The organism is Paracoccus sp. TD-10 (assembly GCF_048270675.1).
GTDB classification, from domain to species: domain Bacteria; phylum Pseudomonadota; class Alphaproteobacteria; order Rhodobacterales; family Rhodobacteraceae; genus Paracoccus; species Paracoccus pantotrophus.
The window spans coordinates 2066959-2082747 of the sequence record NZ_CP182418.1; the positions used below are offsets into that span (position 1 = coordinate 2066959).

Below are 15789 nucleotides of genomic sequence, written 5' to 3' on the forward strand. Positions count from 1 at the left end.
GGGGCTGTTCAGGTCGGCTCGGCATGTTCCCGACACTGCGGGAATGGATCGGCCAACGGCAGGGGAACAGCCTCAAGGCGCATGACGTGCGCGGCAGGCGCGGTCGCGCAACTGGCCGAACTGGACAGCATCGCGCGCGACCTCGCGCAGCGCAACCGGAACGCGCACTATGCGGAAGGCGGGCCCGACCCGGCCCGCTTCGTGCCGGCCGAGGCCCTGCAGGCAGCCCTGACCGAGCGGAACGCGAAGGCGCAGGCCGATGACGGGTTCGTGCGCGCCTCTTTGCGTGCAAGGCCGAGAACCCCGCAAGGCTGCAGGTCGACGCGGAACGCCGCGCCAAAAAAAGAGGCCGTGAATCATGATTGAAGTCGAGTTCAACGATTCCCAGATCGCCCGCGCCTTCAGAATGCTTGAAATGCCCCTCGTTGATGCAGCGCCGGCCATGGGTGAAGTCGGCAAGACCCTGCTGCACTCGACGCAGGATCACTTTCAGGCAGGCATGACGCCGGAAGGCCCGTTTGCACCGCGCGCTCCTGTCACCCCGGCACGCTACAGGAAGCCGAAGCAGAAACACGGGGCCACCCCCGTTATGGCAGGGTGGCAACATGAACCGGACGATCCACATGTCCGATGATGATGGATCGGTTATTATCGGGCTCGGCCGCAATCCGGTCAGCCGTCACGCAGTTCACCGCCAAGAGGTCCGAACGGCCGAAGCTTTGCGGCGATCTCCCGGCCTGGACGCACATCGGCCTTTCCGATGAGGGTCGAGGAAGCGTGGTCGAGATCGTCCAAGAGCGGTTGTCCCCCCTCTGATCCCCCGAAAAGCAGGCTCAAACCTTTTGACACCGCAGATCAGAGGCTTTGACACATGACAACGGGGCCGGCCAAACATTCCCTCGGGGCTATTTGCACATGGAAGAGATTCACGGCTTGCTGCCGATCCGGGGCTCGGTCCCGGAAAGGATGCGCGCTATATTGGCGTGGTGGCGGATGAAGATCAGCACCGCCATGAACGCCGCTACCGCCGCCATGCTCGGGCCGTCAAGCCAGAGGGCGAGAAAAGGCGTCAGCGCCGCCGCCACCAGCGCCGAGAGCGAGGAGATCCGGCCCACCGCCGCCGTCAGCAGCCAGATCCCGCAGGCGCTGAGGCCCAGCCGCCAGTCCAGCGCCAGCAGCGTGCCGAGGAAGGTGGCGACACCCTTGCCGCCGCGAAAGCCCAGCCAGACCGGGAACAGGTGGCCCAGGAAGGCCGCCGCCCCCGCGACCAGCGCAGCATCGGGACCGGCGAGCCAGCGCGCCAGCAGCACGGCGATGGCGCCCTTGCCGCTGTCCAGAAGCAGCGTGGCCAGCGCCGCTGGCTTGTTGCCGGTGCGCAGCACATTGGTCGCGCCGATATTGCCCGAGCCGATCCGGCGCAGGTCGCCCAGCCCCAGCGCCCGGGTGATGACGATGCCGAAGGGGATCGAGCCCAGAAGATAGCCGATGACGGCCCAGAGGATCAGGCTCATGCGTCCGCTCCGAAGACGCGGCGGCCGGCGACCCAAGTGCCCAGCACCCTGCCCTCCATCCGCGCGCCGTCGAAGGGAGTGTTCTTCGACTTCGACAGCAGGGTGAAGCGGTCCAGCACGAAGGGCGCGTCCGGGTCGAACAGCAGCAGGTCGGCCGGCGCCCCCACCGCAAGCCGCCCGCCCGGCAGACCCAGCCGCCGCGCCGGATTGAGCGACATCGCCCGCCACAGCTGCGGCAGGCTCAGCCCGCCCTGGTGGTAAAGCCGCATCGCCGCCGGCAGCAGGGTCTGCAGCCCCACCGCGCCCGGCGCCGCCTCGGCAAAGGGCAGGCGCTTGCTTTCCTCGTCCTGCGGGGTGTGGAAGCTGGCGATCACGTCGATCAGCCCCTCGGCCACCGCCTCGACCATGGCCAGCCGGTCCTCCTCGGAGCGGAGCGGCGGGGTGAAGCGGAAGAAGGTGCGATAGCCGCCCACGTCATATTCGTTGAGCGTCAGGTGGTGGATCGAGATGCCGGCACTCACGTCCAGCCCGGCATCGCGCGCCCGCTTCAAGGCCGGCAGGCTGGCCGCGACGGTGATCTGGTCGGCATGGTAGCGGGCGCCGGTCATCGCCACCAGCGCCAGGTCGCGGTCGAGCCCCATCACCTCGGCCATGGGCGAGACCGCGGGCAGGCCGTAGAGCGAGGCGAACTTGCCGCCGGTCGCCGCGGCACCCCTGGACAGGCCCGGCTCCTGCGGATGGCCGACGATCAGCGCGCCCAGGCCGCGGGCATAGGTCATGCAGCGCGACAGGAGCCGGGTGTCCGAAACCACCCGCACCCCGTCGGTGAAGGCCACGGCGCCGGCATCCTGCAGAAAGCCCATCTCGACCATCTCGCGCCCTTCGCGGGCGCGGGTCAGCGCCGCCATGTGGCGGATGTTCACCGGCGCGTCGGCCGCCCGGCGGGTGGCGAATTCCAGCGATTCCGGCGCATCGATCGGCGGCATCGTGTCGGGCCGCGCAATCACCGTGGTCACGCCCCCCGCCGCCGCCGCCAGCCCGGCGCTGCGGAAGCTTTCCTTGTGCCGCTCGCCCGGCTCGCCGATCTTGACGCCCCAGTCGATCAGCCCGGGCGCGAGGCATTTGCCGCCGCAATCGATCAGCTCGGCGCCTTGCGGGGCGTCGGCACCCATGGCTTCGATCCGGCCGTCGCGGACGGTCAGCGAACCTTCCTCGACCGATTGCGCCTCGGGGTCGACCAGCCGGGCATTGTGGAAGTGCAGGATCATGCCATCATCTCCGCCGCCTTGGCGCCGCGCTCGGCGCGCAGGTTGCGCGCCAGAAGGTCCATCGCCGCCATGCGCACCGCGACCCCCATTTCCACCTGGTCCTGGATCACCGAACGGTTGATGTCGTCGGCGATGGTGCCGTCGATCTCGACCCCGCGATTCATCGGCCCCGGATGCATGACGATGGCATCGGGCGCCGCCAGCGCCAGCTTCTCGGCGTCCAGCCCCCAGCGGTGGTAATATTCCCGCTCGGACGGGATGAAGCCGCCGTCCATGCGTTCCTTCTGCAGGCGCAGCATCATCACCACATCGGCGCCCTTCAGCCCCTCGCGCATGTCCTCGTAGACCTCGCAGCCCCAGTCGCGGGCGCCCGAGGGCATCAGCGTCGCCGGGCCGACCAGGCGCAGCCGGTTCTCCATCTTGCCCAGCAGCATCAGGTTCGAGCGCGCCACCCGGCTATGGGCGATATCGCCGCAGATCGCCACGGTCAGCCGGTGCAGCCGCCCCTTGGCGCGGCGGATGGTCAAGGCGTCCAGAAGCGCCTGGGTCGGATGCTCGTGCCGCCCGTCGCCCGCGTTCAGCACCGCGCAATTCACCTTCTGCGCCAAGAGATCCACGGCGCCCGACTGCGGATGGCGCACCACCAGCAGGTCGGGATGCATGGCGTTCAGCGTCAGCGCGGTGTCGATCAGCGTCTCGCCCTTCTTCACCGAACTGGTCTGCATCGCCATGTTCATCACATCGGCGCCCAGCCGCTTGCCGGCCAGCTCAAAGCTCGACTGCGTGCGGGTCGAGTTTTCGAAGAACATGTTGATCTGCGTCATCCCCGCCAAGGCATCGGAATGCTTCACCGTGCGGCGGTTCAGATCAACATAGGTCTCGGCCAGATCGAGAAGCGTGGTGATTTCGGGGGGGGCGAGCGGCTCGATCCCCAGAAGATGGCGGGCACGGAACATGGCTTGATCCCCAAGGTCGCGGTCGCGCCTTCTATGGCAAATGGCGGGGCGGGCGGCAAGCAGCCCCTTGCCTTGGCGCGGATTTTGCCGCATCGCGGAATCATGCGTGAACAGATCGGCCTTGTCAGTTTCGTCTCCTCGGGTCCGGGCGACCCCGAACTCCTGACCCTGCGCGCCGCACGGCTGTTGGCCCAGGCGGATGTGGTGCTTTACGACGACCTCGCCTCGGGCCCGGTGCTGGACCAGGCCGGCCCGCAGGCCGTGCGCATTTCGGTCGGCAAACGCGCCGGCCGGCCCTCGGCCAAACAGGAACATGTCAACGCCCTGCTGATCGAACATGCGCAGGCGGGCAAGCATGTGGTGCGGCTGAAATCCGGCGATTCGGGCATATTCGGCCGGCTGGAAGAGGAACTGGCGGCGCTGCGCAGCCACGGCATCCCGTTCCAGATCGTGCCGGGCGTGCCCTCGGCCATGGCCGCGGCCGCCGTCGCCGGCCTGCCGCTGACCCGACGCCAGACCGCGCGCCGGCTGCAATTCGTCACCGGCGCCGACGTGACCGGCGGCCTGCCCGAGGACCAGAACTGGGCCGCCCTGGCCGATCCGCGCGCCACCACCGTGGTCTTCATGGGCCAGCGCACCTTCCCGCGCATGGCGGCGCTGCTGGTCGAAAACGGCCTGCCCCCCGACACCCCCGCCCTGCTGGCCGAGGCGGTGGGCCATCCGCATCAGCGCCTGATCCGCACCACCGTCGCCGCCCTGGCCAGGCAGCTGGCCAGCGAAGGCCCCAGCCCGCATCCGGCGCTGATCCTCTACGGCCCGCTGGCCGAGGGGAACTGAACCCGGCCGCTTCTTCGTTCTTCAAATACCCAATATTGCACCCGCGCCGCCAAAAGCTATTCTGGCCGCCGAAAGAGGGATCGTCATGCTGGGTTTCGTCACCATCCAGGACCAGACGCCGGGCGCCGGCGACCGGCTGCTGACCGCCACGGCCGAGCGGCTGGCCGCCGCCGGGCTGCGGCTGGCCGGCGCGGTGCAGATCAATACCGAGATCAGCCCCGGCTGCGAATGCGACATGGACCTGCGCATCCTGGGCGACGCCGGCCCGCTGGTGCGCATCACCCAGTCGCTGGGCGCGGGCTCGCAGGCCTGCCGGCTGGATACCGGCGCGCTGGCCCAGGCCGTCGCCCGCACGGAAACGGTGCTGGACCGCGGCGCCGAATTGCTGATCGTCAACAAGTTCGGCAAGCAGGAATGCTTCGGCCGCGGCTTTCGCGACACCATCGCCCGCGCGCTGGCTGCCGGCATCCCGGTGCTGGTGCATGTGCCCGACGAACAACTGCCGGGCTTTCGCGACTTTGCCGGCGACCTGGCCGAAGAGTTGCGGCCGGAACAGATCGACGACTGGTGCCGCGCCCGCCTGGCGGATTCCGCCGCATGACCGTGCAGATCGACGCGCGCGGCCTGTTGTGCCCCCTGCCGGTGCTGCGGCTGCGCAAGCGGCTGATGGCGCTGCCCCGGGGCGCGCGGGTCACGCTGCTGGCCACCGACCCCGCCGCCGTGATCGACGTGCCGCATTTCTGCGCCGAATCCGGCCACCGGCTGATCGGCAGCCGCGAGGTGGCGCCGGGCGAGACCGAATATACCGTCGAGCGCGGCCCCGCCTGCGCGATCGCCGCGGACTGATGCTGGCGATCTTCCTGAAGACCCTGCCGTTCTTTCTCGTTATCGGCACGGGCTGGCTGGCCGGGCGCACGCGCTTCTTCCCGCCCGAGGCGACCGGCTGGCTGACGAAATTCGTCTTCTACTTCGCGCTTTCGGCCATGCTGTTCCGCTTTGCCGCGACGCTGGACGTGGCCAGCCTTTTCGACCCGGCCTTCGTCCTGGCCTATCTGTCGGGGTCTGCCGCGCTTTGGGCGCTGGGATTTGCGGTGGCGCGCTGGCGCCGCCAGCCGCTCGCCGCCGCGGCGATGGAGGCGCATACCGCGATGACCGGCAATACCGGCTTTCTGGGCGTGCCGATGCTGGTCGTGCTGCTGGGCGAGCGTGCCATCGGCCCGGTGCTGATGGTGCTGACCATCGACATGGTGGTGTTCTCGACCCTCATCACCCTGATCGTCACCGCGGCAAGGCAGGGGCGGGTGCGGCTTTCGACGCTGGTGCCCTTGCTGCGCGGCATCGTCTCGAACCCGATGATCGTCTCGATGCTGGCCGGCTTGGCCTGGGCCGGGCTGCAGCTGCCGATGCCGGGACCGCTGGACGAGTTCCTGGCGCTCTTGGGCGCCTCGGCCACGCCGGGGGCACTCTTCGCCATCGGTGCCAGCCTCGCCGGCCGCGCGGCCGAGCGCATGGGCCCGGCACTCTGGCTCAGCTTCGCCAAGCTGGTGCTGCATCCGCTGGCCGTGGGCATCGCCGCGCTGGCGGTCTTCGGGGTCGAGCCCTATGCGGCGGGGGTGATGATCGCCGCCGCCAGCCTGCCGGTCGCCGGCAATGTCTATATCCTTGCGCAATATTTCGGCACCGCCGTGCAGCGCGTCTCGGCGGCCATCCTGATCTCGACCGCGGCCAGCATCGCCACGGTTCCCGTCGTCATTCACTGGATCACGAAAGGCTAGACCATGCGCGACATCTCGGCCCTGACGCTCGACAACCTGCTGTTCCGGATGGACGAAGACGGCATCGCCACCGTCACCCTGAACCGCGCCGCCAAGCGCAACGCGCTGAACGCCGAGACCATCGAGGAACTGGTCGAGGTCTTTTCCGCCCTGCCCGCCTCGGGCGCCCGCGCCGTGGTGCTGCGCGCCGAGGGGCCGCATTTCTGCGCCGGGCTGGACCTGGTCGAGCACGGGCGCGAAGAGCGCAGCCCGGCCGAGTTCATGCGCATCTGCCTGCGCTGGCACGAAGCCTTCAACAAGATCGAATACGGCGGCGTGCCGGTCATCGCGGCGCTGAAGGGCGCGGTCGTGGGCGGCGGGCTGGAGTTGGCCTCCTCGGTCCATATCCGGGTCATGGACGAGACCACCTATTTCGGCCTGCCCGAGGGCCAGCGCGGGCTGTTCACCGGCGGCGGTGCCACCATCCGCGTGCCGCGGCTGATCGGCCAGGCGCGCATGGTGGACATGATGCTGACCGGCCGGCTCTATTCCGGGGACGAGGCAGTGCAGGTCGGGCTGGCGCAATACCGCGTGGCAGACAGCGAGGCCATGGCCTATGATCTTGCCCGTCGCGTGGCGCAGAACACGCCCTTGTCGAATTTCGCCGCCTGCTCGGCGATCTCGCATATGCAGAACATGTCGGGGCTGGACGCCGCCTATGCCGAATCCATGGTCGCCGGCATCGTCAACACCCAGGACGCCGCCAAGGGCCGGCTGGACAGCTTTGCCCAGGGCACGGCGCAAAAGATCAAGCCGGGCGAGGCAGGCTGATCCTGCCGGGTTTCGGCCGCAAGAAACGGATCGCGGCCGCGTGCCAAGGCGGCAACATGCCCTGCGCAACCGGCCCCGGGGGTCGAAGGAGGGAAGATCATGCCGGTACCGACCGCCACCAACCGCCCCATGACGCCGCTGGAATGGGCGATGCTGCTGGCCCTGTCGGCGGTCTGGGGCGGGTCGTTCTTTTTCAACGCCGTGGCGGTGCGGGAACTGCCGGTGTTCACCGTGGTCGTGTCGCGCGTGGCGCTGGCCGCGCTGATCCTTTTGGCCGTCCTGCGGCTGCGGGGCGAGCGGATGCCGCGCGGCCGCGCGGTCTGGGCGGCCTTCCTGGGCATGGGCATGCTGAACAATGCCGTCCCGTTTTCGCTGATCGTCTGGGGACAGCAGCATATCGCCTCGGGCGCGGCTTCGATCCTGAATGCCGCGACGCCGCTTTTCACCGTGATCCTCGCCCATGTCCTGACCAGCGACGAGCGCATGACCGGCGGCAAGCTGGCCGGGGTGCTGATCGGCTTTGCCGGCGTGGCCGTGATGATCGGCGCGGATGCGCTGCGCGACCTGGGCGCGCATGTCGTGGCGCAGCTTGCCTGCCTGGCCGGGGCGCTGTCCTATGGTTTCGCGGGCATCTACGGGCGCCGCTTCCGCGCGATGGGGGTCAGCCCGATGAGCACGGCGACCGGACAGGTGATCGCATCGAGCCTAATCCTGCTGCCGCTTGTCGCGGTCGTCGACCGGCCATGGACGCTGGCGGCGCCAAGCCCGGCGGCCATCTTTGCGCTGATCGGCCTGGCGGCGATTTCGACTGCGCTGGCCTATGTGCTGTATTTCCGCATCCTGGCCACGGCGGGCGCAACCAATCTCGTGCTGGTGACATTCCTGATCCCGGTCAGCGCCATCCTTCTGGGCCTCCTGTTCCTGGGCGAAACCCTTCAACCGCGCCATGGCGCCGGCATGGCGCTGATCGGCCTGGGGCTGGCGGCGATCGACGGGCGGCCCTGGCGGGCCGCGGGGCGGCGCAGCCGGGCCGGCTGAACGATGCCCCGATCACAGCCAGCCCAGGAGGCGCCACCACAACCAATCGAGCGGCATCAGCACCAGGAAGGTCAGCAGCGCCAGCGGCACGGTGATGCGCAGCACATGGCCCAGCTTTTCGCCCGAAAGCTGCATGGCCAGCACGAAGGGTCCGACCTGATAGGGAAAGATCACCGTGGCAAAGCCGACCACCTGGGTCATCAGCACCGCCTTGAGCGACAGGCCCGTGGCGGCGGCCAGGTCCGGCGCCATGGGCGTCAGCACGGTGGGCACGCCGGGATTGGTCGTGACCAGCCCCATCAGCCCCGACATCGAGGTCAGCGACAGGAAATTGGCGAAGCGCGCGCCCTGCCGCAGCGGCAGCCAGTCCTGCAAGACCCCGCCCAGCACGCTGCCCAGCCCCGAGGCATTGACCACCGCCCCCAGCGCCAGCGCGCCGGCGACGAACAGTACCATGCCGAAATCCACCGAGGCGTTGAACTGCTTGGGCGGCACCGCGCCCAGCCCCGGCATCAGCAGCAGAACCGCCGTGGCGATCCCGATCCAGGCCGGGCCGATGCCGTGCAGGCGGTCGGTCATCCACAGGGCCAGCGTGGCGGCAAGGATCAGCGCCACCCGCCGCTCCTGCGGCGATAGCGGAGTCCGGGCGGCGGTTTCGGTGCAGCCGGGCTCGATCCGGTCGGGGAACAGCGCGACGACCAGCGCCACGGTCAGCGCCGATTTCAGGATCCCCAGCACCGGGTAATGCAGCAGCAGATAGGACATGTAGCCGAAGGTGACGCCGTGCTGACCCTCGGCCGCACCGGCCAGAATCATGTTGGGGATGTTCGAGGGCAGGATGGCAAAGCTCGGCATGTTGCAGGCCAGGGTCAGCGCCACCGCCAGGCCGATGCGCCCGTTCGAGCCCTTGTGCAGCCCCAGCCGCTCGGCCAGCGCCATGCCGACCGGCACCAGCACCACCGCCCGGCCGACCGACGAGGGCATGACGAAACCCAGCGCCATCGCCGCCAGCGTCATCACCAGGACCAGCCGCAGGTAGCTGCCGCCCGCCAGCGGCGCCAGCACCCCGGCGATCCGCCCGCCCAGCCCCGAGCCGGTGATCGCCGCCCCGATGACGAAGCCCGACACGATCAGCCAGACCGCGACCGAGCCGAAGCCGGCAAAGACCAGCTCGGGCGGCGCAAGGCCGGGGATCAGCACCGCGGCGAAGAAGATCAGCGAGGTCAGGAAGGGCGGGACCAGCCCGGTGCTCCACAAGGCCAGCGTGACCAGCACAACCGCGGCATTGCGGCCCAGCGGCTGCGGCACCGGCCCGACGGCCAGCAGGACGGCCAGGACCAGGCCGGCAAGAAAGACGAGGGGACGGACGGAAAGCTTCATGGCGGCGCCTGCACAGGGGAACGGCGCAAGCTAGACAGAAGCCGGCCCCCTGCGTAAGTTCGCCATCATGACAAAAGATGTCGATGATCCGCCAAGCCTGCGCTTCGATCCCAGCGGCACCGCCTTTGTCCTCGATCCGGCGCGGCCGGTGCTGGCGCATGGGCGCGACCTGGCGGCGGGCGCGCATGTCGCCCCCCATGCCCATCCGCGCGGCCAGCTTCTGTGGGCGGCCGAGGGGCTGTTGCGGCTGGGCGCCGAGGACGGGGTCTGGCTGGTGCCGCCCGGCTTCGGCATCTGGATCCCCGGCGGCACGCGGCACGAGATGCGGGTGGTCTCGCGTCCCGGCACCGGGGCGCGGACGCGCAATCTTTACGTCGATCCCTCCTGCCCGGTGCGGCCCGCGGGGCGGGGATGCGAGGTGCTGCCGATCTCGGCCCTGCTGCGCGAGGTGGTCCTGCGCATGGCGGCCGAACGGGACGCCGGCCGCCTGGCCCGGCTAGGCGCGGTGGCGCTGGACGAGATCGCGGCGGCGCAGCCCGCGCCCCTCGACCTGCCCGGCGGGCAGGATCCGCGGCTGCGGCGGCTGACGGCGCATCTGGGCCGCCATCCCTCGGACCCGCGGCCGCTGCCGCTGCTGGCGGCCGAGGCCGGGGCCAGCCCCCGCACGCTCGAGCGGCTATTCCGGGCCGAGACGGGCCTGTCCTTTCGCGACTGGCGCAGCCGGGTGCGGCTGCTGGCCGCCATCGCGCGCCTTGAGCGGGGCGAAAGCAGCACCACCATCGCGCATTCGCTGGGCTATCGCAGCGCCAGCGCCTTCGTCGCGGCCTTTCGCAGCCATTTCGGCGCGCCGCCGCAAAGCTATCTGCGCAACCGCGCCAGCCGTCCGCCGGAGAGCCGGCAGCCCTGACGGGCCGCCGCCTAGTCCACCGGGCGGATCAGTTTTCTTTCCAGCACGCGCAACACGGTGGGCAGGTCGTGGCCGCGCTTGAGAATGCGCCCGTCCATGCCGATCACCGCGTATTGGCCCTGCGCATTGCGCAGCCTGGGACGCTTTTCGATGCGATAAAGCGGATGTTCGGCCGCGCGGCGAAAGATCGAGAAGACCGCCATGTCGCGCAGGAAGGACATGGCATAGTCGCGCCACTCGCCCGCCGCGACCATGCGGCCATAGAGGGACAGGATGACACCCAGTTCGGCCCGGTCGAAGGCCACGCGATCATGTTCGGACGGGAAACCGAAGGGCGCATTCATCATGAAGGAATGGTGACACCGCCCCGGCGCGCAGGCAACGAAAAAGGGCGGCCCCGCGCCGGGCCCCGCGCGATTCTGGCCTAAAGACCCGCCCGCCGGCGCCCGGCCATGCGCGCCAGCGTGCCGTCGCGCCACATGCCCTCGTGCACGCCGACCATGACGACATGGCCCGCGATCAGCGCCAGAAGCAGCCAGGCCAGTTCGCCATGCAGCGCCTCGCCCGCGCTGACCATCCAGACGATCGGCGGCTGCTGGGCCGGGAAGATCTCGAATCCGAAGGGGGCAAAGGCACGCTCGCCGCCATAGGCGCGCAGCAGGGCCGCGACCGGCATCACGACCATGACCAGGTACAGCGCCAGATGGCCCAGCCGCGCCGCCAGCCCCTGGAAGCCGGGCTCGTGATCCGGCCGACGGCCGCGGTTCGCCAGCGCCCAGCCCACCCGCAGGACGATCAACAGGAACAGCACCGTCCCCACCGGCTGATGCGAGCCGACGAAAAAGGACACCAGCGGCGTGCGCCCCAGCACCGCCCGCAGCCCCATGCCCAGGAACTGCCACAGCATCAGCGCGGCGATGCTCCAATGCAGCAGGCGCGTCACCTGCCCGTAAACCCGTTCGGTATCGCGCCAGGGCAGGGATCTGGAGGGCATGGTTCCGCGCACAAAGTTGACTAAATTCCTTAGCGACATTATGGCCATGGCCGCAGACGGGCAAGGCCCGCAATCCGGTGCCTGGGGTAACATGGTTGTCAGCGCGATCCTTTCCTTACGATTTCTCCCTTCCCGGCCGCGGCGGACCTGACATGGATACGCGTCACGACATCCCGGCCGAGACCGGCTGTCCCCTGACCGAGGCGCAGGAGGGGCTGTGGTATGTCCAGGCGCTTGACCCGCAGAACCCGATCCTGAACACCGGGCAATATCTGGAACTGACCGGCCCGCTGGACCCCGACGCGCTGGCCCAGGCCGTGCAGCGCACCATCGCCGAGACCCCGGCCCTGGCGCTGCGCTTCGCAGCCGGGCCCCAGGGGCCGCGGCAATGGGTCGACCTGCCGCCGATGCTGGGCTTTGCCGATCTCTCGGCCCAGCCCGATGCCGAGGCGCAGGCCCTGGCACAGATGCGTGCCGACAGCCGGCGCCCGCTGGACCTTGGCCGCGAGCCGGCAGGGGCGCTGACCCTGTTCGCCCTGGGCCCCGAACGGCACCTGCTATACGAACGCATCCACCACCTGGCCATCGACGGCTATGGCATGGTGCTGGTGACGAACCGCATCGCCGCGCATTACGCCGCGCTGGTGGCCGGGGCGCCCGTGCCCGAGCCCTTTGGCCCGCTGTCGCTGGCGGCCGAGGAGGACGCGGCCTGGCGCGCCTCGCCCCGCCGGCAGGCCGACCGCGACTGGTGGCATGCCGAACTGGCCGGCTTGCCCGAGGTCGCAGGACTGGCGCCGGGCCGCGCGGTCAGCGGGCCCGATTTCCTGCGCGACACCCGCATGCTGCCCCAGGCCCTGCTGGATCGGCTGGCGGGCTATGCCGCCCGGCACCGGCTGGGCTGGCCCGATGTGCTGAATGCGCTGACCGGCGCCTATCTGGCGCGCTGGACCGGGGGCGAGGCGGTGATCGGCCTGCCCTTCATGGCGCGAATGGGCCGCAAGATCGTGCAGGTGCCCTGCATGGCGATGAACGTGCTGCCGCATCGGCTGCGGCTGGAGGAGGACGCGCTCCTGCCCGAATGGCTGGCCGCGCAGTCCAAGCGCATGGCGCAGGGCCGCCGCCGCGGCCTTTACCGCAGCGAGCTTTTGCGCCGCGAATTGGGGCTGGTCGGCGGCACCAGGCGGCTTTATGGGCCGCTGGTGAACGTGCAGCCCTTTGACAAGCCGCCGGAATTTCCGGGGCTCGACTGCCGGCTGCATATCCTCGGCGCCGGCGCGGTCGACGACCTGACGCTGACCTTCCGCGGCGATCCGGCCGCGGGCATGATCTTCGAGGTGGACGCGAATCCCGCTCTCTATACGCCCGAGGAGGTGCGCGGCCATGGCGACCGGCTGGTCGCGTTTATGGAGGCCGCGCTGGCCGCCGAAACCCTGGCCGAGGTGCCGACCGCAAGCCCGGCCGAGATCGCCGCGGCAAAGGCGCGGGCCGAGGCGACCCGCCATCCCCTGCCCGACACCACGCTCACCGCGCTGATCGCGGCGCAGCTTGCCGCCACGCCCGCGGCGCCGGCAGTCAGCTTCGGCGCGGACAGCCTGAGTTTCGCCGATCTCGACCGCCGCAGCGCCGCCCTGGCCGCGCGGCTGCAAGAGCTTGGTGCCGGTCCCGACCGCATCGTCGCGGTGGCGCTGGAGCGATCACTGGAACTGCCCCTCGCGCTGCTGGCGATCCTGCGCGCCGGCGCGGCCTATCTGCCCCTGGACCCCGCCCATCCGCCCGAGCGCATCGCCCGCATCCTAGCGCAGGCCCGGCCGGTGGCGGTGCTGGCCACGGCCGACCTTGCCGGGCTGTTCCCGGCCGGCACCGAGCTGCTGCTGCCCGCCGACTGGCCGGCCGAGGGTCGCCCCACGGGGGGGCCGCATCCGGGCGACCTGGCCTATGTCATCTTCACCTCGGGCTCGACCGGCGAGCCCAAGGGCGTGGCCGTCGAGCATCGCGCCATCGTCAACCGGCTTTTGTGGATGCAGACACATTACGGCATCGCTTCGGACGACCGCATCCTGCAAAAGACCCCGGCGAGCTTCGATGTCTCGGTCTGGGAGTTCTTCCTGCCGATGATGGCCGGGGCCGAACTGGTCATGGCGCCGCCCGGCGCGCATCGCGATCCCGCCGCCATCGCCCGGCTGATCCGGGACCGCGCCATCACCACCTGTCATTTCGTGCCGTCGATGCTCTCGGCCTTCCTGGCCTCGCCCGCCTCGCAGGGGCTGGCGATGCGCCGGGTGTTCTGCTCGGGCGAGGAGCTGACGGCGGATCAGCGCGACCGCTTCCACGCCCGCATCCGGGCCGAGCTGCACAACCTCTATGGCCCGACCGAGGCGGCGGTGGACGTGAGCTATTGGCCCGCCGGGCCCGAGGATCGCGCCAACCCCATCCCCATCGGCTGGCCGGTCTGGAACACGGCGCTGGAGGTGCTGGACGAGCGCATGCGCCCGGTGCCGCCGGGCCTGGCCGGGCACCTGTATCTGGGCGGCGTGCAACTGGCGCGCGGTTATCTGGGCCGGGCGGACCTGACGGCGGAACGCTTCATCGACGCGCCCCAGGGCCGGCTTTACGCGACCGGCGACCTGGCGCGGCTGCGGCCGGACGGGGCGGTGGTCTATCTTGGCCGCTCGGACCATCAGGTGAAGATCCGCGGGCTGCGGGTCGAGTTGGGCGAGATCGAGGCGGCGATCATGGCCACCGGCCTTGCCCGCGAATGCGTGGTCATCGCGCGCGAGGACCATGCCGGAGAAAAGCGCCTCGTCGCCTATCTGGTGCCGGCGGCGGACTGGCGACCGGGGCTGCTGGCCGAGCGGCTGGCGGCTGGCCTGCCCGCCTATATGCTGCCCGCGGCCGAAGTGGCGCTGGAGTCGCTGCCGGTCACGTCGAACGGCAAGCTGGACCGCAAGGCGCTGCCGGCGCCGGCATTCGCCGCCTCGGGCCGGGCGGCCGAAAGCGCGACCGAGCGCCTGCTGGCGCGGCTTTACGCCGAGATCCTGCACCTGGACGCCCCCGCCCCGGCCGAGGCGGATTTCTTCGCGCTGGGGGGAGATTCGCTGTCCGCCGTACGGCTGGCGCAGGCGCTGGAGGCCGAGACGGGCCGCGATCCCGGCCTGGGCACCATCTTCGAGCAGCCGGTGCTTGCCGCGCTGGCCGCGGCGCTGGACGCGCAGGCACCCCGCGACGACGGGCTGGGCCCCTTGATCCTGCTGGCCGAGGGCGATGCCCAGGCCGCGCCGCTGTTCCTGATTCACCCGGCCGGCGGGCTTGCCTGGGGTTATCGCGGCCTGGCACGGCGCATCGCGCCCAGCCGGCGGGTCTGGGGGCTGCAACATCCCGGCCTGGACCCGGCGGTGCCGATGCCGGAAAGCCTGGCCGCGCTGGCGCAGGACTATGCGCAGCGCATCGCCGCGCTGGCGCCGCGGGGCCAGGTGCATCTGGCCGGCTGGTCGGTCGGCGGCATCCTGGCGCAGGAAATCGCCGCGATCCTGGCGGAAGCCGGCCGCGAGCCCGGCCTGGTCGCCATGCTGGACAGCTATCCCTGCGACGCCTGGCGCGACGAGCCCGAGCCGGATCCGGTCGCCGCCCTGCGCGCGCTGCTGGCCATTGCCGGCTACGACCCCGAGGCGCATCGCGAGCTGGACACGCGCGAGGCGGTGGTGGCCTTCCTGCGCCGCGGCGACAGCGCGCTGGGGGCGCTGCCGGCGCAGGTGCTGGACGGGGTGGTGCGCACGGTGACCGGCACCAACCGGCTGATCCGCGGCCATCACCATCGCCGCCTTGCCGGCACGATCACGCATTTCCGCGCCGCCCGCGACCACAAGGACCGCACGCTGACGCCCGAAATGTGGGCGCTCTATGCCGAGGGGCTGGAGGTCATCGACTTGCCCTTCCTGCATGCCGAGATGACCTCGGCCGAGGCCACGGCCCTGATCGCGCCGGAGCTGGTCAAAAGGCTGGCCGAGGGCTGACCGGCCGGCGCCGTCCCGGCCCTGCCCCCGACCGGCGCGCGGGCCGGCGGCGGCTGCGGGCGGGCCAAGGCCAATGCGACGAGGCCGCAGACTAGCCCGCCGATCAGCCCGCCCAGGCCCAACAGGACGTCATCCGCATCCGGTCCCGGCACGGCCATGGCCGGGGGCGAAGGCGGGACGAGGCCCGGCACCCCCGGCTGCACCTGCGCGACGCCCAGCCCGCACAGCACCAGGCCCAGCAGGACAAGCGCATATCTGGCGAACACCATCCCCGTCTCCGTTCTTGCCTGCGGCCACAGCAGC

17 protein-coding genes are annotated in these 15789 nt (G+C 70.5%); 10 read left to right on the forward strand and 7 right to left on the reverse strand.

Annotated elements, in window-relative coordinates; translation table 11 throughout:
• The first annotated feature begins 81 nt into the window (after nt 1-81).
• Both ACNKFW_RS10280 and ACNKFW_RS10285 read left to right on the forward strand, forming a co-directional pair.
• Nucleotides 82-366, forward strand: coding sequence for a hypothetical protein (locus ACNKFW_RS10280; protein ID WP_418024281.1), 285 nt, complete (start codon nt 82-84; stop codon nt 364-366).
• A complete protein-coding gene (locus ACNKFW_RS10285) occupies nt 359-634 on the forward strand; it encodes a phage virion morphogenesis protein (RefSeq protein WP_418024283.1) in 276 nt (91 codons plus the stop codon). Before ACNKFW_RS10280 ends, ACNKFW_RS10285 begins: the two co-directional genes overlap by 8 nt.
• Before the next feature lie 292 nt (nt 635-926).
• Here the strand turns inward: ACNKFW_RS10285 and plsY are convergent, their stop codons facing one another.
• The 3 genes from plsY to ACNKFW_RS10300 are packed head-to-tail and all read right to left on the reverse strand — an operon-like array spanning nt 927 to nt 3735.
• The gene (gene plsY / locus ACNKFW_RS10290) at nt 927-1511 is read right to left on the reverse strand and encodes a glycerol-3-phosphate 1-O-acyltransferase PlsY (RefSeq protein WP_024843956.1); all 585 of its coding nucleotides are present in this window, start codon (nt 1509-1511) and stop codon (nt 927-929) included.
• Complete coding sequence (gene pyrC / locus ACNKFW_RS10295) at nt 1508-2779, reverse strand: dihydroorotase (protein WP_418024285.1); 1272 nt, start codon at nt 2777-2779, stop codon at nt 1508-1510. The genes plsY and pyrC overlap by 4 nt, the downstream gene beginning before the upstream one ends.
• Nucleotides 2776-3735 carry an aspartate carbamoyltransferase catalytic subunit gene (locus ACNKFW_RS10300; RefSeq protein WP_418024287.1) on the reverse strand — a complete coding sequence of 320 codons (960 nt, stop codon included), beginning with the start codon at nt 3733-3735 and terminating at the stop codon, nt 2776-2778. The genes pyrC and ACNKFW_RS10300 overlap by 4 nt, the downstream gene beginning before the upstream one ends.
• 102 nt (nt 3736-3837) lie before the next feature.
• On the opposite strand from ACNKFW_RS10300, the gene cobA reads away from it, so the two are divergent.
• From cobA to ACNKFW_RS10330, 6 genes are all read left to right on the forward strand, one after another.
• Nucleotides 3838-4572 (forward strand): uroporphyrinogen-III C-methyltransferase, encoded by a 735-nt coding sequence (gene cobA / locus ACNKFW_RS10305; protein WP_028709759.1) that lies wholly within the window; start codon nt 3838-3840, stop codon nt 4570-4572.
• An 85-nt stretch (nt 4573-4657) separates the two neighbouring features.
• Nucleotides 4658-5173, forward strand: coding sequence for a DUF2478 domain-containing protein (locus ACNKFW_RS10310; RefSeq protein WP_024843960.1), 516 nt, complete (start codon nt 4658-4660; stop codon nt 5171-5173).
• Nucleotides 5170-5418, forward strand: coding sequence for a sulfurtransferase TusA family protein (locus ACNKFW_RS10315; protein WP_024843961.1), 249 nt, complete (start codon nt 5170-5172; stop codon nt 5416-5418). Before ACNKFW_RS10310 ends, ACNKFW_RS10315 begins: the two co-directional genes overlap by 4 nt.
• Nucleotides 5418-6347, forward strand: coding sequence for an AEC family transporter (locus ACNKFW_RS10320; protein WP_028709760.1), 930 nt, complete (start codon nt 5418-5420; stop codon nt 6345-6347). Before ACNKFW_RS10315 ends, ACNKFW_RS10320 begins: the two co-directional genes overlap by 1 nt.
• Nucleotides 6348-6350: 3 nt before the next feature.
• The gene (locus tag ACNKFW_RS10325; RefSeq protein ID WP_028709761.1) at nt 6351-7157 is read left to right on the forward strand and encodes a crotonase/enoyl-CoA hydratase family protein; all 807 of its coding nucleotides are present in this window, start codon (nt 6351-6353) and stop codon (nt 7155-7157) included.
• 99 nt (nt 7158-7256) lie between these two features.
• A complete protein-coding gene (locus tag ACNKFW_RS10330; protein ID WP_024843964.1) occupies nt 7257-8195 on the forward strand; it encodes a DMT family transporter in 939 nt (312 codons plus the stop codon).
• Between the two features lie 12 nt (nt 8196-8207).
• Here ACNKFW_RS10330 and ACNKFW_RS10335 read toward each other — a convergent pair whose 3' ends face one another.
• Entirely contained in the window at nt 8208-9575 is a 1368-nt protein-coding gene (locus ACNKFW_RS10335) for an SLC13 family permease (protein WP_418024290.1), read from the reverse strand.
• A 67-nt stretch (nt 9576-9642) separates the two neighbouring features.
• On the opposite strand from ACNKFW_RS10335, the gene ACNKFW_RS10340 reads away from it, so the two are divergent.
• Nucleotides 9643-10482: an AraC family transcriptional regulator gene (locus tag ACNKFW_RS10340; protein ID WP_024843966.1), complete on the forward strand. Its 840-nt coding sequence runs from the start codon at nt 9643-9645 to the stop codon at nt 10480-10482.
• An 11-nt stretch (nt 10483-10493) separates the two neighbouring features.
• Here the strand turns inward: ACNKFW_RS10340 and ACNKFW_RS10345 are convergent, their stop codons facing one another.
• Together ACNKFW_RS10345 and ACNKFW_RS10350 are read right to left on the reverse strand one after the other, a co-directional pair.
• Nucleotides 10494-10826: a DUF2794 domain-containing protein gene (locus tag ACNKFW_RS10345; RefSeq protein WP_028709762.1), complete on the reverse strand. Its 333-nt coding sequence runs from the start codon at nt 10824-10826 to the stop codon at nt 10494-10496.
• Nucleotides 10827-10906: 80 nt separating this feature from the next.
• Nucleotides 10907-11476, reverse strand: coding sequence for a cytochrome b (locus ACNKFW_RS10350; protein WP_418024292.1), 570 nt, complete (start codon nt 11474-11476; stop codon nt 10907-10909).
• Nucleotides 11477-11628: 152 nt separating this feature from the next.
• On the opposite strand from ACNKFW_RS10350, the gene ACNKFW_RS10355 reads away from it, so the two are divergent.
• Nucleotides 11629-15486 (forward strand): amino acid adenylation domain-containing protein, encoded by a 3858-nt coding sequence (locus ACNKFW_RS10355; protein WP_418024294.1) that lies wholly within the window; start codon nt 11629-11631, stop codon nt 15484-15486.
• Here ACNKFW_RS10355 and ACNKFW_RS10360 read toward each other — a convergent pair.
• Nucleotides 15372-15755, reverse strand: a complete 384-nt coding sequence (locus tag ACNKFW_RS10360; protein WP_123130200.1) for a hypothetical protein — start codon at nt 15753-15755, stop codon at nt 15372-15374. The genes ACNKFW_RS10355 and ACNKFW_RS10360 overlap by 115 nt on opposite strands.
• Between the last annotated feature and the right edge of the window lie 34 nt (nt 15756-15789).

Coding starts and splice junctions, on each gene's coding strand:
- plsY (WP_024843956.1), bottom strand. CDS start 1,511: ATGAGCCTGATCCTCTGGGCCGTCATCGGCTATCTTCTGGGCTCGATC.
- ACNKFW_RS10355 (WP_418024294.1), top strand. CDS start 11,629: ATGGATACGCGTCACGACATCCCGGCCGAGACCGGCTGTCCCCTGACC.
- ACNKFW_RS10345 (WP_028709762.1), bottom strand. CDS start 10,826: ATGAATGCGCCCTTCGGTTTCCCGTCCGAACATGATCGCGTGGCCTTC.
- ACNKFW_RS10350 (WP_418024292.1), bottom strand. CDS start 11,476: ATGCCCTCCAGATCCCTGCCCTGGCGCGATACCGAACGGGTTTACGGG.
- ACNKFW_RS10340 (WP_024843966.1), top strand. CDS start 9,643: ATGACAAAAGATGTCGATGATCCGCCAAGCCTGCGCTTCGATCCCAGC.
- ACNKFW_RS10335 (WP_418024290.1), bottom strand. CDS start 9,575: ATGAAGCTTTCCGTCCGTCCCCTCGTCTTTCTTGCCGGCCTGGTCCTG.
- ACNKFW_RS10315 (WP_024843961.1), top strand. CDS start 5,170: ATGACCGTGCAGATCGACGCGCGCGGCCTGTTGTGCCCCCTGCCGGTG.
- cobA (WP_028709759.1), top strand. CDS start 3,838: ATGCGTGAACAGATCGGCCTTGTCAGTTTCGTCTCCTCGGGTCCGGGC.
- ACNKFW_RS10325 (WP_028709761.1), top strand. CDS start 6,351: ATGCGCGACATCTCGGCCCTGACGCTCGACAACCTGCTGTTCCGGATG.
- ACNKFW_RS10330 (WP_024843964.1), top strand. CDS start 7,257: ATGCCGGTACCGACCGCCACCAACCGCCCCATGACGCCGCTGGAATGG.
- ACNKFW_RS10280 (WP_418024281.1), top strand. CDS start 82: ATGACGTGCGCGGCAGGCGCGGTCGCGCAACTGGCCGAACTGGACAGC.
- ACNKFW_RS10300 (WP_418024287.1), bottom strand. CDS start 3,735: ATGTTCCGTGCCCGCCATCTTCTGGGGATCGAGCCGCTCGCCCCCCCC.
- ACNKFW_RS10320 (WP_028709760.1), top strand. CDS start 5,418: ATGCTGGCGATCTTCCTGAAGACCCTGCCGTTCTTTCTCGTTATCGGC.
- ACNKFW_RS10285 (WP_418024283.1), top strand. CDS start 359: ATGATTGAAGTCGAGTTCAACGATTCCCAGATCGCCCGCGCCTTCAGA.
- ACNKFW_RS10360 (WP_123130200.1), bottom strand. CDS start 15,755: ATGGTGTTCGCCAGATATGCGCTTGTCCTGCTGGGCCTGGTGCTGTGC.
- ACNKFW_RS10310 (WP_024843960.1), top strand. CDS start 4,658: ATGCTGGGTTTCGTCACCATCCAGGACCAGACGCCGGGCGCCGGCGAC.
- pyrC (WP_418024285.1), bottom strand. CDS start 2,779: ATGATCCTGCACTTCCACAATGCCCGGCTGGTCGACCCCGAGGCGCAA.